At 66.5% G+C, this 16135-nt stretch carries 9 protein-coding genes (1 of these 9 cut by a window edge); 4 read left to right on the top strand and 5 right to left on the bottom strand.

The genetic code is table 11. The features are described 5' to 3' along the window. Position 1: 1 nt before the first annotated feature. Positions 2–2236 carry a 1,4-alpha-glucan branching enzyme gene (locus XCSCFBP4642_RS0103440; protein WP_029218554.1) on the bottom strand — a complete coding sequence of 745 codons (2235 nt, stop codon included), beginning with the start codon at positions 2234–2236 and terminating at the stop codon, positions 2–4. After that, positions 2233–3816 (bottom strand): glycogen synthase GlgA, encoded by a 1584-nt coding sequence (gene glgA, locus XCSCFBP4642_RS0103435; protein ID WP_029218553.1) that lies wholly within the window; start codon positions 3814–3816, stop codon positions 2233–2235. The genes XCSCFBP4642_RS0103440 and glgA overlap by 4 nt, the downstream gene beginning before the upstream one ends. A gap of 483 nt (positions 3817–4299) precedes the next feature. Between glgA and XCSCFBP4642_RS0103430 the strand changes: the two genes are divergently transcribed. Next, the gene (locus XCSCFBP4642_RS0103430; RefSeq protein ID WP_029218552.1) at positions 4300–5928 is read left to right on the top strand and encodes a GGDEF domain-containing protein; all 1629 of its coding nucleotides are present in this window, start codon (positions 4300–4302) and stop codon (positions 5926–5928) included. Between the two features lie 154 nt (positions 5929–6082). Here XCSCFBP4642_RS0103430 and XCSCFBP4642_RS0103425 read toward each other — a convergent pair whose 3' ends face one another. Continuing rightward, the gene (locus XCSCFBP4642_RS0103425; RefSeq protein ID WP_029218551.1) at positions 6083–7024 is read right to left on the bottom strand and encodes a DUF808 domain-containing protein; all 942 of its coding nucleotides are present in this window, start codon (positions 7022–7024) and stop codon (positions 6083–6085) included. 233 nt (positions 7025–7257) lie between these two features. Between XCSCFBP4642_RS0103425 and XCSCFBP4642_RS0103420 the strand changes: the two genes are divergently transcribed. Both XCSCFBP4642_RS0103420 and XCSCFBP4642_RS0103415 read left to right on the top strand, forming a co-directional pair. Further along, positions 7258–8982 carry an ABC1 kinase family protein gene (locus XCSCFBP4642_RS0103420; RefSeq protein ID WP_029218550.1) on the top strand — a complete coding sequence of 575 codons (1725 nt, stop codon included), beginning with the start codon at positions 7258–7260 and terminating at the stop codon, positions 8980–8982. Between the two features lie 566 nt (positions 8983–9548). Further along, a complete protein-coding gene (locus tag XCSCFBP4642_RS0103415; RefSeq protein ID WP_029218549.1) occupies positions 9549–11654 on the top strand; it encodes a phosphoglycerol transferase I in 2106 nt (701 codons plus the stop codon). Between the two features lie 258 nt (positions 11655–11912). Here the strand turns inward: XCSCFBP4642_RS0103415 and XCSCFBP4642_RS0103410 are convergent, their stop codons facing one another. After that, the gene (locus XCSCFBP4642_RS0103410) at positions 11913–14417 is read right to left on the bottom strand and encodes a DUF3772 domain-containing protein (RefSeq protein ID WP_167331379.1); all 2505 of its coding nucleotides are present in this window, start codon (positions 14415–14417) and stop codon (positions 11913–11915) included. 660 nt (positions 14418–15077) lie between these two features. On the opposite strand from XCSCFBP4642_RS0103410, the gene XCSCFBP4642_RS0103405 reads away from it, so the two are divergent. Next, complete coding sequence (locus XCSCFBP4642_RS0103405) at positions 15078–15419, top strand: HPF/RaiA family ribosome-associated protein (RefSeq protein ID WP_029218547.1); 342 nt, start codon at positions 15078–15080, stop codon at positions 15417–15419. Between the two features lie 683 nt (positions 15420–16102). On the opposite strand, the gene XCSCFBP4642_RS0103400 is transcribed toward XCSCFBP4642_RS0103405, so the two are convergent. After that, positions 16103–16135: the end of an IS1595 family transposase gene (locus tag XCSCFBP4642_RS0103400; protein WP_029218546.1), read on the bottom strand. It continues 942 nt past the right edge of the window; only the last 33 of its 975 coding nucleotides appear in the window; its start codon lies beyond the right edge, outside the window; its stop codon occupies positions 16103–16105.

Genomic DNA, 16135 nt, shown 5'->3' with positions numbered 1-16135 from the left:
GTTATTTCTCCGCTTGCAGGTAGATCGTGGCCAGCGGCGGCAAGATCAGGCGCAGCCGTTGCGCATGCCCATGCATGCCCATCGGCTCGGTCGCCAGACGACCGCTGTTGCCTAGGTTGCTGCCACCGTAATGGGCGCTATCGGTATTGAGGATTTCGCGCCAGATGCCGGCACGCGGCACGCCCACGCCGTAGTCGTGCAGCGGTTGCGGGGTGAGGTTGCTCACCGCCAGCAGCGGCACGCCGCCGCCGTCGGGATCGTGGCGAATGAAGGCCAGCACGCTGTTGCGGGCGTCGTCGGCCACGCTCCAGTCGAACCCCTCGGCACGGTGGGTGCCGCGGTACAACGCCGGCACGCGGCGCAGCGCGGCATTGAGATCGCCCACCAGCCGCTGCACGCCGCGGTGCGGCGCGCCGTCGAGCAGATGCCAGTCCAGCGACTGGTCGTGATTCCAGTCGGCCCACTGGCCGAACTCGGCGCCCATGAACAGCAGTTTGTCGCCCGGATGCGCCCACATCAGCGCCAGGTAGGCGCGCAGGTTGGCAAAGCGGCGCCAGTCGTCGCCCGGCATCTGCCCAAGCAGTCCCCCGGTGCCATGCACGACTTCGTCGTGCGACAGCGGCAGCACGAAGCGTTCGGAGAACGCATACACCAGGCCGAAGGTGAGCTGGCTGTGATGCTGCGCGCGCTCGACCGGATCGCGCTGCATGTAGCGCAGCGTGTCGTGCATCCAGCCCATGTTCCACTTGTGGGTGAAGCCCAGCCCGCCATCGGCCAGCGGTGCGGTCACGCCGGGCCAGGCGGTGGATTCTTCGGCAATGGTCAGCACGCCAGGAAACTGCACGGCGATTTCGCGATTGAGCTGGCGCAGGAAGGCCACCGCTTCCAGGTTCTCGCGGCCGCCATGCGCATTGGGCACCCACTCGCCCTCGGCGCGGCCATAATCGCGATACAGCATCGAGGCCACCGCATCCACGCGCAGGCCATCGAGGTGGTAATGGTCGATCCACTCCAGCGCGCTGCCCAACAGGAATGCGGTCACTTCCGGGCGGCCGTAGTTGTAGATCAGCGTATTCCAGTCGCGGTGCATGCCTTCGCGCGGGTCGGCATGCTCATACAGCGCCGCGCCATCGAACTGCGCCAGGCCATGTGCGTCCTCTGGAAAGTGCGCGCTGACCCAGTCCAGGATCACGCCGATGCCGGCGCGATGGCAGGCATCGACGAACGCGGCGAAGCCATCCGGGCTGCCATGCCGCGCGGTGGGCGCATACAGGCCCAGCGGCTGGTAGCCCCACGAGCCGCCAAACGGGTGCTCGGTGATCGGCAGCAGCTCGATATGGGTGAAGCCGAGCTGCTGCACATACGGAATCAGCTGCCCGGCCAGGCTGGGCCAGTCCAGCGGCTGGTCATGCCCGTCGCGACGCCACGAGGCGGCATGCACCTCATAGATGGACATCGGCGCCGGCAAGGTCTGCGCACTGCGCCGGCCCATCCACGCGGCGTCGGTCCAGGCAAATGCCGCGTCCCCAGGCACCACCGAGGCGGTGGCCGGCGGCAGCTCGCTCTGGCGCGCCACCGGGTCGGCCTTGAGCAAGACGTGGCCATCGGCGGCGGTGACGGCGTACTTGTAGCGGGCGCCGGCTTCCACCCGCGGCAGGAACAGCTCCCAGAAACCGCCGGTGCGTTGGCGCATCGGGTGCCGCCGCGCCTCCCAGCCATTGAAGTCGCCGACCACGGCCACGCGCTGCGCATGCGGTGCCCATACCGCAAAGCGCACACCCGGCACCTCGCCGCAGTGCGTGTGCCGGGCGCCCAGCGCGCGGCGCAGCGCCTGCCCGTCACCGGCGGCGATCTGCAGCAGCAGCGATTCGTCCAGGATCGGGCCGAATGCGTAGGGGTCTTCGATCTCCTGCACCACGTCCGGCCACACGATGCGCAGCCGGTACGGGCCATCGCCGGCCAGCTCACCTTCGAACAGGCCGTCGGTCTCGGTGGCCTGCATGCGTGCCAGCAGCTTGCCGCGCGAATCGATCAAGCCCATCGCCTCGGCGCCTGGCGCCAGTACGCGCACGCGGCGACGCCCGTCGGCCTGCGGATGCGGGCCCAGCACCGTGAATGCATTGGCGGGCAGGCCCTGGGCCAGTGCCTGCAGGATCTGCGCGACATCGGACATGCCTTCCATGGTCACCGCGTCAGTCTCCGTCTCCTGGCCCTGCCCGCCCAACCGTTCGCTCATGACACCGTCGCAAGCACGGGCGCAGTGGCGGCGGTGTGTTCATAAAGGGAGAGGTACTTCTTGCCGGCCACATCCCAGCCGCTGGGGCGCAGCATCGCCGCCCGGCGCATCGCCGACAGCAGGCTGGGCAGGCGGAAGGTGCGGAAGGCACGTTCCAGGCAGCGGCGCAGCGCTTCGGTGCTGGCGTGCTGGAACAGGAAGCCGGTGACGCCATCGTCCACGGTGTCGATCAGCCCGCCGGTGGCGTGGGCGATCGGCAGGCAGCCAAAGCGCTGGGCATACATCTGGCTCAACCCGCAGGGCTCGAACCGCGACGGCATCAGCAGGAAGTCGGCACCGGCGAACATGCGCCGTGCCAGGCCTTCCTCGAAGCCGATGAAGGCGCCGACCTGGCCGGGATAGCGCCGGGTCAGCTCGGCCACCTGCTGCTCGATCTCCGGCTCGCCGCCGCCGATCACCGCAATCTGGCCACCGGCCGCCACGATCTGCGGAGCGACCTCGCAGATCAGGTCCAGGCCCTTCTGGTGCACCAGCCGCGAGACCACTGCAAACAGCGGGCCGGTGCTCTCGCGCAGGCCGAACGCCTTGCGCACCTGCCCGGCGTTGGCCTGACGGCCCTGCCAGTGGTTCACGCTGAAATGCGAATCCAGATGCGCGTCGGTGCGCGGGTCCCAGCTGGCATCGATGCCATTGACGATACCGGTCAAGGCGCCCTTGGCAGCGCGACCGGCCAGCAGCCGGTCCAGCCCGCAGCCCTGCGCCGGGCCGGTGATCTGCTTGGCATAGCTGACGCTGACGGTATTGACGTGGTCGGCATTGACGATGCCCCCGCGCAGGAACGACATCTGCCCGTAGAACTCCAGCTCGGCCACGCGCTCGGCGGGAATGCCCAGCGCGGCAGCCATCGAATACGGCACCAGACCCTGGTAGGCCAGGTTATGGATGGTGAGCAGGCACGGGGTGGTGCCACCGGACCAGCGCACATAACCGGCCCCCAGCGCGCACGGCCAATCGTTCAGATGCAGCAGGCGCGGCTTCCAGCCCAACCCGGCGTGGCCGGCGGCAATCTGCGCGGCGGCATGCGACAGGGTGGCGAAGCGGATCGCATTGTCTTCGAACTCCGAACCGCTGGTGCTCACATACGGCGAGCCATCGCGTTCGAACAGTTCCTTGGACAACAGGATGTAGATCGGCAAGCCATCCGCTTGCACGATACGGCCGATGTCGCAGGCCGGCAGCGCTGCATGCGCCAGCACACGGCCCACGATCTCCACCTTGCCGGCGCGCTCGAGCACCGCGCGATACCCGGGGATCAACACACGCACGTCGTAGCGGTGACGCAGCGCGCGCGGCAGCGCGGCCGCCACATCGCCCAGACCACCGGCCTTAATGAAGTCGGCCATCTCCGACACCACGAACAACGCGCCGCGCGTGTCGGCCAGCGACACCGGCAGACGCTCGTGATGCCGGATGAAACGCCCGCGCGCATCGCGCGGCCGCCCACTTTTCTTCAGCGTGGGGATCAACGCGCTACGCTCAAGGCGTGCGCTGGTAGCGTGGAGCGGCATCATGGCAACCATCTAAACGTCCGTCGTAAAGTGGGTGGAGACGGAAAACGGCGAAGCGACAACCATCGTCTGCCGATCGGGCCAGACGACATGCAACGAATGAGGAGCGGGGGCAACGCGCGTACTCCACGTCGTCCTTGTCGATGAATCTACACCCCGACCAAATAAAATATGCGTGAACACGTGCTGACTTTTCCGCGACAGCCACATTCCATCGCGCACAGTTGCGCATGCCGACCGGCATAAGCGGCACGTTGCAGTGCAATGACATCCCCGCATTGGTGCACGGGCATTGCGATGCACCGAATGCGGGAGAGCTCAGCCGCGCTCCTCGTCATCTGCGTAACTTGTTCATACCTGCGGTCTCGCCCTTCTTCGCATCGCCGCTTCGCAATGGAGGCATGCTGTGCCGGCGCGCTCCGGTCGAGCCTGCTCAAGCGGCCTGCGTCTGCGCCGATAACGAGCGTTAGCACGTCGACCTTTTCGAGATCTGGCATGGCAGACCAGCCTGAACGTCCAAGCCGCCCGCGTGGCGGGCTGCGCCGCCTGCTGCCCTGGGGTGGCGCGGACGGCGCACGCCCGGCCGCTGCCCTGCCAACGCTGCGCAGTTCCGCGCACGGCGCACAGGCCATGGCGGCCCACCAGCTGGTGCCGGCCAAGGCCAAGTCCGGCGCGCACGACCCGGCCATTGCCACGGCCATGCTGATCCGCCTGTTCTCGCACGCCGCGCATCCGGAGGCGCTGCTGCTGGCGTTCGCCGAAGGCATTGCCAGCCTGCATGGCGAACTCGGCGACATGGGCGTACGCCTGAGTACGGCTCATGCCGCCGGCGACTGGCTGGGGTATGGCCGCACGCTGCGCCAGCTGATCGACAAGTACATCCGCACCATCGATATCGGCGATTCGCTGGCAGAAGGCCGCACCGAAGCCGAACAACTGCGCGACCTGCTGCGCCATGCGCTGGGCAATGCCCTGGCCACCTTGCTGCAACGCAGCCCCGAGCTGGCCGAAGAAGCCCAGACCCTGGCATCGGCACTGCGCCACTGGCGCCCGGGGCATGAGCTGATCACGCTGGAGCAGCGCCTGCGCGAACTGAGTCATCAGATCGGCCTGCGTGCCGAAGATGCCAGCGAGCAGCAGAACCTGCTACTCGGCTTGTTCGACCTATTGTTGGAGAACGTCGGCGAACTCCTGGACGATCGTAGCTGGTTGCAGGGCCAGATCTCGGTGGTGCGGCAGTTGCTGGCCGGCCCGCTGGACGGAGACGCGATCGAGCAGGCCCGCGGGACCCTGCGCGAGGTGATCTACAAGCAGGGCCTGCTCAAGCAGGGCATCGCCGATTCCAAGACCGCCATGCGCGAGATGATGGTGTCCTTCGTCGACCGGCTCGACGGCATGGCGACCAGCACGGGCGAGTACCACGACCGCGTTGCCGGCTATTCGCAGGCGATCGGCGACGCTCGCAGCATTCCCGACCTCAATCGGCTGTTGCAGGACGTGCTGCAGGACACCGCCGGGGTGCAGGCGCAGGCATTGGCCGCGCGCGACGAGCTGCTGTCGGCCCGCCGCCAGGTCGAAGACGCCGAGCAGCGCATCGCCTCGCTGGAGCAGGAGCTCAATACGGTGGCCGGGCTGGTCCGCGAAGACCAGCTGACCGGCGCGCTCAACCGGCGCGGCTTCGAAGAACTGTTCCAGCGCGAATCGGTGCGCACCCAGCGCAGCGGGCAACCGTTGTGCGTGGCGATGCTGGATCTGGACGACTTCCGCCGCCTCAACGAGACCCACGGCCATGCCGGTGGCGACGCCGCGCTGCGCCACACCGTGGACGTGGCCAAGGCGGTGCTGCGCACCACCGACGCCATCGCCCGCTTCGGCGGCGAGGAATTCGTGCTGTTGCTGCCGGACTCGACCATTTTCGAGGCCAGCGCTGCGGTCATCCGCGTGCAGCGCGCCCTGGCGCAGCGCTCGCTGCTGCACGAGGACGTACGGATCTTCATCAGCTTCAGCGCCGGCGTAGCGCTGCGGCATACCGACGAGACCCAGGACGAACTGGTCCGCCGCGCCGACCGCGCCATGTACGACGCCAAGGCGGCCGGCAAGAATCGCGTGATCAGCGCCGACTAGCCGCGAACGCGGCCTGCCGCATCGACCGGCCAGACCGGGTATCGGCGCACGACGCAGAGGCGCCGCAGGTCCTTCGGTTGCCGCCGGGCCCCACCACGGCCAACCGCTTCCGTGCGGCGGCCAGGGGGCTCCCAAGGCCCGCCGCGGTACGGCGTCAGTGCGCTGCCGGCTTCCCGCGCAGCTTCTGGAACAGCATCACCGCGCCCAGCACCACCGTACCGGTCACCACGCCCACCAGCATATTGCCCAGCGCCTCGACCAGCCAGCCCAGTCCGCCGGCCGCCTTGGTCAGATCCACCACTACGTGGTGCAGCAGGGGGATGTTGTGCACCAGGATGCCGCCGCCGACCAGGAACATCGCCAGCGTGCCGGCTACCGACAGGAACTTCATCAACCACGGCGCGGCTATCAGGATGCCGCGGCCCAGCGCGGCCAGCAACGTGCCCTTCTTGGTCAGGTACAGACCCACGTCGTCCAGCTTCACGATCGCCGCCACCAGGCCGTACACGCCAATGGTCATCGCCAGCGCGATCGCCACCAGCACGGCCACCTGCTGCCCGAACGACACGCTCGCCACCACGCCCAACGACAGCACGATGATCTCCGCCGACAGGATGAAGTCGGTGCGGATCGCGCCCTTGACCTTGTCCTTCTCCAGCGCCACCACGTCCACGCTCTCGTCGGCCAGCGCGCGGGTGCGTTCGGCGTGCCGCTGCGCGTCTTCGTCTTCGCTGTGCAGGAATTTGTGCGCCAGCTTCTCCACGCCTTCGAAGCACAGGTAAGCGCCGCCGATCATCATCAACGGCATCACCAGCGGAATGTTGTAGCCGCGTCCGCGCAGCCAGGCCTCCAGCGCGCTGATCGCCAGGGCTGCCGGCACCAGGATCACCTTGTTGACCAGCGAGCCCTTGGCCACCGCCCAGACCACCGGCAACTCGCGGTCGGCGGTGACCCCGGTCACCTGCTGCGCGTTGAGCGCCAGATCGTCGCCGAGCACGCCGGCGGTCTTCTTGGCCGCGACCTTGGTCAGGATGGAAACGTCGTCCAGCAACGTGGCGATGTCGTCGAGCAGGGTGAACAGGCTGGCACCGGCCATGCGCAAGGTCCTTCGTGGGTGGCCGGGGATTCTGGCCGATCCGGCGCCCGCGCAGGGTGATGGCAGGCCATTGCAGGTGGATTGGGCGCCGATGCGCGAGCGATGGAAGGCACTGCCTCGCCGCCGTGTCCAGCGCGTGCTGCCGCGCTCGCAAGCACCCGCGCGATGCGTCCGGATTCACCACCTGACGACCCGGCGCTGGCCACACTCGCCGCTATGCACGACGCCCGGAGATGGCCTTGAGTCCCAACGATCCACACCGCGCCACGGCCCCGGCCGCGCACCCGGCCGACCACGCCGTGGTGGGTGGCATGAGCCGGCGCACGCAGATCCTGCGCCTGCTGTTGCGGTATCGCGGGTCGGGCGTATTTGCCGGCATGAACCTGGATCCGGCGGCCATCAACGAATACGAAGTGCCTGCCGAAGGCACGCCGGACCAATTCGTCTCCGACCTGGAGGCGCTGGGCCCCACCTTCGTCAAGCTGGGCCAGATGCTGTCCACCCGGCCGGACATCGTGCCGCCGGAGTTCGCTACCGCGCTGGAGCGCATGCAGGAGAACACCAGCTCGGTGCCGGTGGAGCGCATCCGCCAGATCATCGAGGACGAGCTAGGTGTTTCGGTCAACAAGGCGTTTTCGCATTTCGATCCGGTGCCGCTGGGCTGCGCATCGCTGGCGCAAGTGCACCGTGCCGCCCTGCGCGATGGCACGCCAGTGGCGATCAAGGTGCAAAAGCCTGAGGTGGCTGCGCAGGTGCGTTCGGACCTGGATGTGCTCAAGAGCTTCGCCACCGCCGCCGACCGCCTGACCGGCATCGGCCGCCGGGTGCGCTTTGCCGATTGGCTGGGCGAATTCGGCAAGACCCTGCGCGCCGAACTCAACTACCAGGACGAGGCCGAAACCCTGGTGCGCTTCGGCAAGCATCTCAAGCCGTTTCCGCTGCTATGGGTGCCGCAACCGATCTGGGATCTGAGCAGCCGTCGCGTGCTGACCATGCAGCTGGCCGAAGGCGTGCGCGTGGACAAGATCTCCGGCCTGCGCCGCACCGAGCAGCCGATGGACGATCTGGCCGCCGAACTGGTCAAGGGCTACCTGGACCAGATGTTCGTGCACGGCGAAATCCATGCCGACCCGCACCCTGGCAACCTGCGGGTGCTGGCGGATGGGCATCTGGCCATCTTCGATCTGGGCATGGTGGCGCACGTGCCGCCGCGCCTGCGCGAACGCCTGCTCAAGCTGCTGTTTGCCGCGGTCGACGGCCGTGGCGAAGAGGTGGCCGAAGAGACCATTGCGCTCAGCACGCGGCTGGAGGATTACGACGAGGACCGCTACCAGCGCGAAACCGGGCAGATGATTGCGCGCTACGCCGCGCACGACGCCACCTCCGAAGGCCGCGTGGTGTTGGATCTGGTGCGTATCGCCACCTCCACCGGGCTGCGCACGCCACCGGAGCTGAGCCTGCTCGGCAAGACACTACTGAACCTGGAGGGCGTGTGCCGCGCCCTGTCGCCGACCCTGGACACCCGCCGCATCGTCGAACGCCATCTGCAGCACGTGATGCGCGCACGCCTGAAGAAATCCATGTCCGCCGCCAACCTGGCCAGCGAGGCGATGGAACTGCAGCACCTGGTGCGCGAAGGGCCGCGGCGCATGTCCGAGATCCTGTCGTTGGCGGCGGAAAACCGCCTGCAGATGCGCGTCACCGGGCTGGAAGAATCGCATCTGATGGAAAGCCTGCAGAAGATCGCCAACCGCGTCGCGGCCGGCATTGTCACTGCGGCGCTGATCATGGCCTCGGCGCAGATGATGCGCATCGACACCGGCTTCAAACTGTGGGGCTACCCCGCCATCGCAATGGTGCTGTTCCTGCTGGGCGTGGTGCTGGGCCTGGGCATCGTGGTCAGCGCGCTGCTGTTCGACCGCCGCGTACGTGCGCGCGAGGAACGCGGCCACCGCTAGCACTGCGCTCGATCACGGCGCAAGAATCCTGCTGCATGGCGTCGTTACTCATGCTGCAGAGCCTGCGTCACCTGCAAGGGTGTAGTGCACTGCCGTCGTTAAACACGCGATGCCTGGGTGTACCAAACGTCTCGGTCGCCACCTGCAGCAAGCACCTCTACCCCCGGAAGAGGGGTTGGGGCGAGGGTACGGAGCAACGCAACGCACTAAGAATTTCGCCAAAGCACCAAGCGTCCTCGCACCATCGCCGGCCATACGATGGCAGTCGGCTGCACGCACGCTCTTACGAGGCTGCTGACCACTCCAATTGCCTGCACCATCGCGCTTACACGCTGTGTGCGTGCTTCCAGACCGCCAAGCAACGATGAAATACACACAGCAAACGCACGTCCTATGTACGCGCATCAACCAGCGCCGCTGGCGGCCCATCTCGGCCTCAACAAACATTTCAGTCAGCTTCGGCGCGGCATAGTCGGTCGTTCCGGTGTCACATTGCGGTGACGCACAGGACATGGCGAGCCAGGCGTCCGGTACGCGCTCGCACCATTCCCCCATGGACGCTGCGCATGCATTGGATGTTGTTGGTTTCGTTGCTGCTGTTGTTGTGGCTGTTGGTCGCCTCCCCGCGCCTGGCATGGCTCAAGGCCGGCCTGTTGTCGCTGTTTCTGCTGCTGCTCAGCGCCTGGGGCCTGATCGACCGCCTCAGTGGCGACGGCATCAACGCAGCCACGCTTTATCACCTGCGCGCCGACATGGATGGCGCCGGGATCAGTGACTTTTCAGGCTATATCGCCGTGTTTATCGGCATGCTGCTGCTCTCGCTCAGTCCGCTGCTGCTGGTGAAGGTGCGCCGCTTCCAGCGGCCGCACGGTGGCGCGGTGTTCGCGGGCTTTATGGCGATGTTGGTCGTCAGCCTGGCGGTCAGCCCGCTATATCGCGACGGCAAGCGGCTGTACTACCAGCTGCGCCCGGTCGACTATGCCACCGTCGTGCCCGAATACCAGGTGCCGCAGCAACCGCTGCACAAGCGCCGGAACATCGTGTGGATCTACGCCGAGAGCCTGGAACGCACCTACTTCGACGAGGCGGTGTTTCCGGGATTGATGCCCAACCTGCGCGCGCTTGCCACCGAGGCCGTGGACGTGCGCAACCTCGCCTCCACCGAAGGCAGTGGCTGGACCATCGCCGGCATGGTGGCGTCGATGTGCGGCGTACCGCTCACCACCGCGCCGGGCGATGAAAACAGCATGGACCGCATGGGCCTGTTCCTGCCCGAAGCGCGTTGCCTGGGCGACTATCTCAAGGATCAGGGCTACCGCAATCACTATGTCGGCGGTGCCGACGCCAGCTTCGCCGGCAAGGGCGGTTTTCTGTCCAGCCACGGTTTCGACGTGGTGAATGACGTGCACTATTTCCACGACAAGGGCATAGCCCCCCAGCATTTCTCTGCCTGGGGCGTGCACGACGACGTGCTGCTGGACGATGCCTGGGACAGTTTCCAGACGCTGTCACGTGCCGGCCAGCCGTTCATGCTGACCACGCTCACCATGGATACCCATCACCCGGCAGGCCATCTGCCGCTGGCCTGCAAAGGCCAGGCATATGATAGCCCGCTGGGCGATATCGGCCTGTTGCACGCAATCAAGTGCAGCGACCGGCTGATCGGCGAACTGGTCACGCGCATCCGCAACAGCCGCTACGGCAGCAACACGGTGATCGTGATCGCCTCCGATCACCTGGCCATGCCGAACGACCTCAGCGAGGCGCTCGCCAGGCAGAAGCGCGAAAATCTGCTGCTGTTCCTCGGCAACGGCATCGCGCCACAACAGGTGGTCACCCACGCAGGCAGCACGCTCGATTCCGGCGCCACGTTGCTGCAGCTGCTGGAACCGGGCATGCGCACCTTGGGATTTGGCCGCTCGCTGCTCGCCAACGACGCGCCGCCCAGCGCCAGCGTGGCGGCCAGCCGTGACAGCGGCAAGGAGTACCCCCGCTATCTGGCCTACGCACGCACGTTGTGGACCGGGCAGAGCACGCGCCTGCTGCGCGTCAACGGCAATGGCGATGTGGTGGTGGGCGTGCAACAGGTCCGCCCGCCGGTACTGCTGGAATACGACGAAGACACCAACCTGAAGACGGTGTACCTGGAAAACACTTCACGCCAGTTCGACCGCACCCACAGCAAGGGCACGCTGGCGTATGTGGACCGCTGTACCGCGTTCGAGGATGGGTCGGCCGACGGCGACTGGTGCGCGCTAGTGGTGGACCGCGACCAACACATGAAGCTGTATCGCGACCCGGACCTCACCCGCGGCGTGGCGGTGGATGCACCGCTGGATGTCACTCCGCAGGGGCCGCGCCCGCGCGTGCGCCAGCCGATCATGCTGACCCAGACTGCGCGCAAGACCGAGGCCGGCCGCTACATGCTCGAGGTCTACGCCAAGCGCCGGCCTACCCGCGCGTTCTGGGTCGAAGCCGTATCGTCCGAACGCAAGGTGGTGCTGGCGCAGCAATGGGTGGTACCCGATGCCGCCGGGCGCATCCGTATGCCGGTGGGCCTGGAGCATGCCGTGGACGATCTGGAAATCCGCGCCTGGCTGGACTACACCGAAGACGTCAGTGTCGACGACCTGGCGCTGGTCAAGGACGTGGCAGTGGCGGACCGCTCCTAGAGCGACGAACAGACGACTGCGCAACGGCCAGGCGGGCGCAGCCGCTAGAGATCCGCAAGGTCCCCTTGTCCGCTCCCGCTCCTGCGCATCGCCCCCCACCTGAAGACGGCTCACGACGTTCCAGTGGCCACCCTCTGCTACTTGCAGGCGCTGTGTGAAGCGCCAGGTGCCGCGCACCTCACGCAGTGCCTCCAGCGCATCGTTCTTGCAAGGGCTGTTTGCCGCGCGCGCTCTGCGCGCGCGCACGCACAAGCCCACTCACCCCTGTGCGGGTGTCTCCTCACCGCCATCGCGCGCCACGGCAGCGCCTGCACGGCTGAAGCGGATTTCCTGCGGTGATTGCAGTGCAATGCCGGCACCGTCCATGCGTTGCAACAGCGCGAAGAACAGTTCGCTGCGCACACCGTATGAGTCGCGCGGGCTGCTCACGTAGGCGAACGAGTTGAAGTTGATGTGGCCGCCGGCCAGCGAATCGATGAACACCGAGGGCGCCGGCTCGGCCAGCACCTTGGCATGTTCGGCAAACAAGGTCAGCAGCATATCGCGCACCTTGGCCGCATCGGCTTCCAGCGGCACCGAGAACTGCAGTTGCACGCGGCCCATTGGGTTGGAGAGCGTCATGTTGCGCACGCTTTTGGTGATCAGCTCCGAGTTGGGCACGATCAGGGTGGAACGATCGCCCACCTGGATCTCGGTCGCGCGCACGCTGATCCTGCGCACATCGCCTTCCTGATCGCCGATCCGCACCCAATCGCCGATCTTGACCGGCCGCTCGGCGAGCAGGATCAGGCCGGAGACGAAATTCTGCGTGATCGCCTGCAGGCCAAACCCAATACCCACCGACAGTGCGCTCAACACCAGCGCCAGCCGCTTCAGGTCCAGGCCCAGCGCAGTCAGCCCCCACACCACGACCACCAGCCAGCCAAGATAGCGCGCCACCGTGCTGATCGAATTGCGCGCCCCCGCGTCCAGCTCGGTCTTGGGCAGATAGGTGTTGAGCAGCCACTGCTGCACCACGTGCACCAGCCCCATGCCAAGCAGGAACACGCAGAGCGCCCGCACCGCATCGCCGGGCGTGATCACCAGTTCCTTGCTGATCGAGATGCCATGGGTGATGTTCTCCACCCAACCGGTGATCAGGCTGATATTGCCGCCGTAGGGCGTCAGCAGTACGGCGATGGCCAGCAGCACCAGCAGCACGCGCGCCGCTGCCGACATCAGCAGGCCCAGCTGCACCAGGCGGCCGCTGCCGATGCTGAGCGCGTGCGAAAGCGCCCTGCTGAAACGACCCTCGGGCTTGAAGACCCAGGTCGACAGATCGTCGGCGAACACTACCAGCAGCCCAAGCAGACTGCAGATCAGGGTGATCCAGATGATCTGGCGCGCAATGAACAACGACAGGTTGAGATATCCAAACAGGGCCGCCAGCAGCGACACGATCACCGCCACATGCCCCAGCAGGCGGATCAGCACGATGACCCCACCGCCACGCGACACCACCGGCGGCGGCTCGCTGCTGTCGGCGCCGGCCGCTCCGGCACTGGCAGCGCGCGCGCGCAACGACAGGCTCAGCCCGGCAAGGGCCGAGAGGATCAGCCCGGCATACAACAGGGCCGTCACCGCATCGGTGGCGGTGGCCGCTGCGCTGCTGGTGCGCGCCACCTCGTTGACCTTGCTCGCCATGCCACTGCACCAGCTCACCGCGGCGGTGGCCAGGCAATGCACGCGCAAGCGATCGACTGTGGCGTCATCCAGCGGGAACAACCGCCAGCTGGGTTGATGCTTCATCAACAGGCTGGCGCTGAGCGAACCGACAAAGGCGGCGATGAAGCTGATGATGACCAGCGCATCCAGCAACTCATCCAGATCGGCCGGCACCTCGGCGATCGCACGCATGCTTTCGGCCAGCACCCAGGCCGCCGTGCCCAAACTGAGGATGCCGACCAGCAGAAACCACAAGGCCAGTCCGGAGCGTCGCAGCCGCCCGCCCGGCGCACGCGATGCCGCATAACGTCGGCCGAGATGGCGCAGGAAGATGCGCAGCGGAAATGCCAGCAGCAGCGCGCTCACCGCGCCGGTCACCAGCCCGCCGACGCCATTTGCGGCAATGCCGGCACGCAGGACCTGGGCCGCCTCGTCGTTCAGGGCTTGCAGCCGCGCACGGTCGTCCGGCCACTGCTGGGCGATCCGGGTCCACAACGCCGGCGATAACGGCGAAGCAACGCGCGTGGACAGCTGCACATTGAACAGCTGCGCGCGCTTGTGTTCCAGGCGTTCGGCCAGCTCACCCGCTTCGGAGGCGAGCAGATTGGCGCGCTTGAGTTGCGCGTCCAGCTTGTTCTTTTCATCCGCCAGCGCCTTGCGCTGCTTTTTCAAATCCACCGGGTCGGTCTTTTGCTCCACTCCCAAGCCGTCCAGGCGCACGCTCAGTTGCTTGAGCGGCGCAGCCAGCTGACGTGCCAGATCCTGGGTTTGCCGTTGCGTCGCGATGACCTGGTCGGTCTGCTCACGCAGCAGGTCGGTATTGGCTTTGTCCAGCCCGGCCTCGCCCTGGTCCAGCACCTTCTGCGCGTCATCCAACTGGGTCTGCGCGGTCTCCATCAGCGTGACTTCGTCCTGGGCCAGCACACCACCGGCGCACACCAGCCAAAGGCCGCAGTACAGCACCACACGCAGCAACAGGCTCGAACGGGCAGACGGAGCGAAGCGGAATGCGGACACAGGCAGGCAGCTGGCAGGCGCGCGGGCGCGCGGTGCCGGCATCTTAATCTACCCTCCAGGCCCGGCCGAGGCCTGCGGCGGCGACGATTCATGCAGACGCAAGCGCAGCGGTCCGGGGGCGCGCTCCCCACGCCATACCGCCTGCTCGCCACTGTTTGACTGCGCAGGAACTTTCGAGGTAGTTCGGCCAACACGACGACTCACGGTCCAGGCCCATGTCTCGGCTCGGCCCCCTGTCCACTTGCTAGGAGTCGTTACAAGCATGCCGACGCACACCGTGCGTTCGCTGCGCATCAGCATCTGAGCAACGGCCGCCGCAGTAGCCATGCCCCTGAGGTTCGAGGCTGGAACGGGGAGCTACCGAGGCAATGACGGGCGCTACCGTGCCAGGCAAGCCATGCCCCATCCAGGGCATGGAGCGCGTGCGGCATCGGAACCCATTGCCAAACCTGCTGCGCATCTCGGGTGGGCGCGGCCGCTGCCCGGAATCCTCATGGCACCGGCGCGTACTTCGACCTGAGTGCGCTGCCCACACCACCTGACGCTGCTCGCTAGGTGGTGTGGGCCACTTTCACCTCCCGCTACGCAGCCGACCCGCGCATGAACATGCGACGCCTTGTCACCTTGCGGCAACACCGGGCTATCGCAGAATCGGGCTACCGCTGCGGCAGACGCAGTGGATGACCGCGAAGGAGACACGCTATGCAGATCCAGATCCAGACCGACAAGCACGTGCCGCATGACCCGTCTGTCGTGCAGCATGTCGAGAAAACCTGCACCACCCAGTTGGCGCACTTTGTCAACGACATCACCCGCATCGAGGTGCATCTGCGCGACGAGAACGGCCAACGTGGTGGCGCAGCGGATCGAACCTGCAGTATTGAAGCCCATGTCGCCGGCCTGCCGCCGATCGCAGCGACCAACAGCGCCGAAACCACCGCCTCGGCCGTCACCGGCGCCGCCCGCAAGCTGCGTACCGCCATCGAGCATGCACGCGGCAAGCAGCACGCACGCGCCACGGCGCCGGCACCCGATAGCCTCTAAGCACCGCTTGTTGTCTCCAAGCACCGCTTAGCTGAGGTGCAATTCGGATCGGGCGGGCCAGCCGGTGCCCCGCCCGATCATCGGCCGCAATCGAGCCTAGGCAGATTGACTCCGAGTGAGCACCTCGCGCCGAACAAGATGTGCACAAGCTTCGGCGCAACGTCCGAGAGTCGCGGCACATGCAACCGCTACACATTCAATGCCGGTGCTCAGGCCGGGGAAATGTCGCATGCTCAGTGGATACGTTCTGCTCTGACGCGGCGACGTCGTTCTTCCTGTGTTGGCGCGCGAAATAGCGGCGGAAAAGCCGATTTCATATTGGATAACTCGCTCGAACCGGAAATTGCGGCACGACGGTCACTGCACCTGCGACATTCCCAAGGCTGCGCAGGCGCATGCCGTCTGGATTGTCTGGGGAGCAATGTCGCGCACCTTCCGAGACGCCGACCCGGCCAGCGAACGATGGATACTGCATACGCTGAGCCAGGCGGGCTGAAACGGAGAGACGCGATTGAACGTTGGAGCTCTGCGACTGGTGGAAGGCTGCACCGACAGCGGCCCTTTGTTTAGGAGAAGGGAGGATGAGGATCGCCCGTTCTTGAATGACACTCCGGTCTCCTAAGGATGGTCTGATCAACGCAGCCGGAAAACGAAACACGCCACATCCGCCGCGCTGAGGGCGCTCAAACCCCCGGTTTTTTGCCGTTTTCGGCACG

This window comes from Xanthomonas cassavae CFBP 4642 (assembly GCF_000454545.1).
Lineage (GTDB): Bacteria > Pseudomonadota > Gammaproteobacteria > Xanthomonadales > Xanthomonadaceae > Xanthomonas > Xanthomonas cassavae.
Note: the sequence above shows the minus strand (reverse complement) of the source record. Positions and strands in the feature narration are given on the sequence as shown.

What these genes read in the sequence shown, in the direction of transcription:
- XCSCFBP4642_RS0103440 (WP_029218554.1), bottom strand. Translation starts at nt 2,236, where the DNA reads ATGAGCGAACGGTTGGGCGGGCAGGGCCAGGAGACGGAGACTGACGCG.
- glgA (WP_029218553.1), bottom strand. Translation starts at nt 3,816, where the DNA reads ATGGTTGCCATGATGCCGCTCCACGCTACCAGCGCACGCCTTGAGCGT.
- XCSCFBP4642_RS0103430 (WP_029218552.1), top strand. Translation starts at nt 4,300, where the DNA reads ATGGCAGACCAGCCTGAACGTCCAAGCCGCCCGCGTGGCGGGCTGCGC.
- XCSCFBP4642_RS0103425 (WP_029218551.1), bottom strand. Translation starts at nt 7,024, where the DNA reads ATGGCCGGTGCCAGCCTGTTCACCCTGCTCGACGACATCGCCACGTTG.
- XCSCFBP4642_RS0103420 (WP_029218550.1), top strand. Translation starts at nt 7,258, where the DNA reads ATGGCCTTGAGTCCCAACGATCCACACCGCGCCACGGCCCCGGCCGCG.
- XCSCFBP4642_RS0103415 (WP_029218549.1), top strand. Translation starts at nt 9,549, where the DNA reads ATGCATTGGATGTTGTTGGTTTCGTTGCTGCTGTTGTTGTGGCTGTTG.
- XCSCFBP4642_RS0103410 (WP_167331379.1), bottom strand. Translation starts at nt 14,417, where the DNA reads ATGCCGGCACCGCGCGCCCGCGCGCCTGCCAGCTGCCTGCCTGTGTCC.
- XCSCFBP4642_RS0103405 (WP_029218547.1), top strand. Translation starts at nt 15,078, where the DNA reads ATGCAGATCCAGATCCAGACCGACAAGCACGTGCCGCATGACCCGTCT.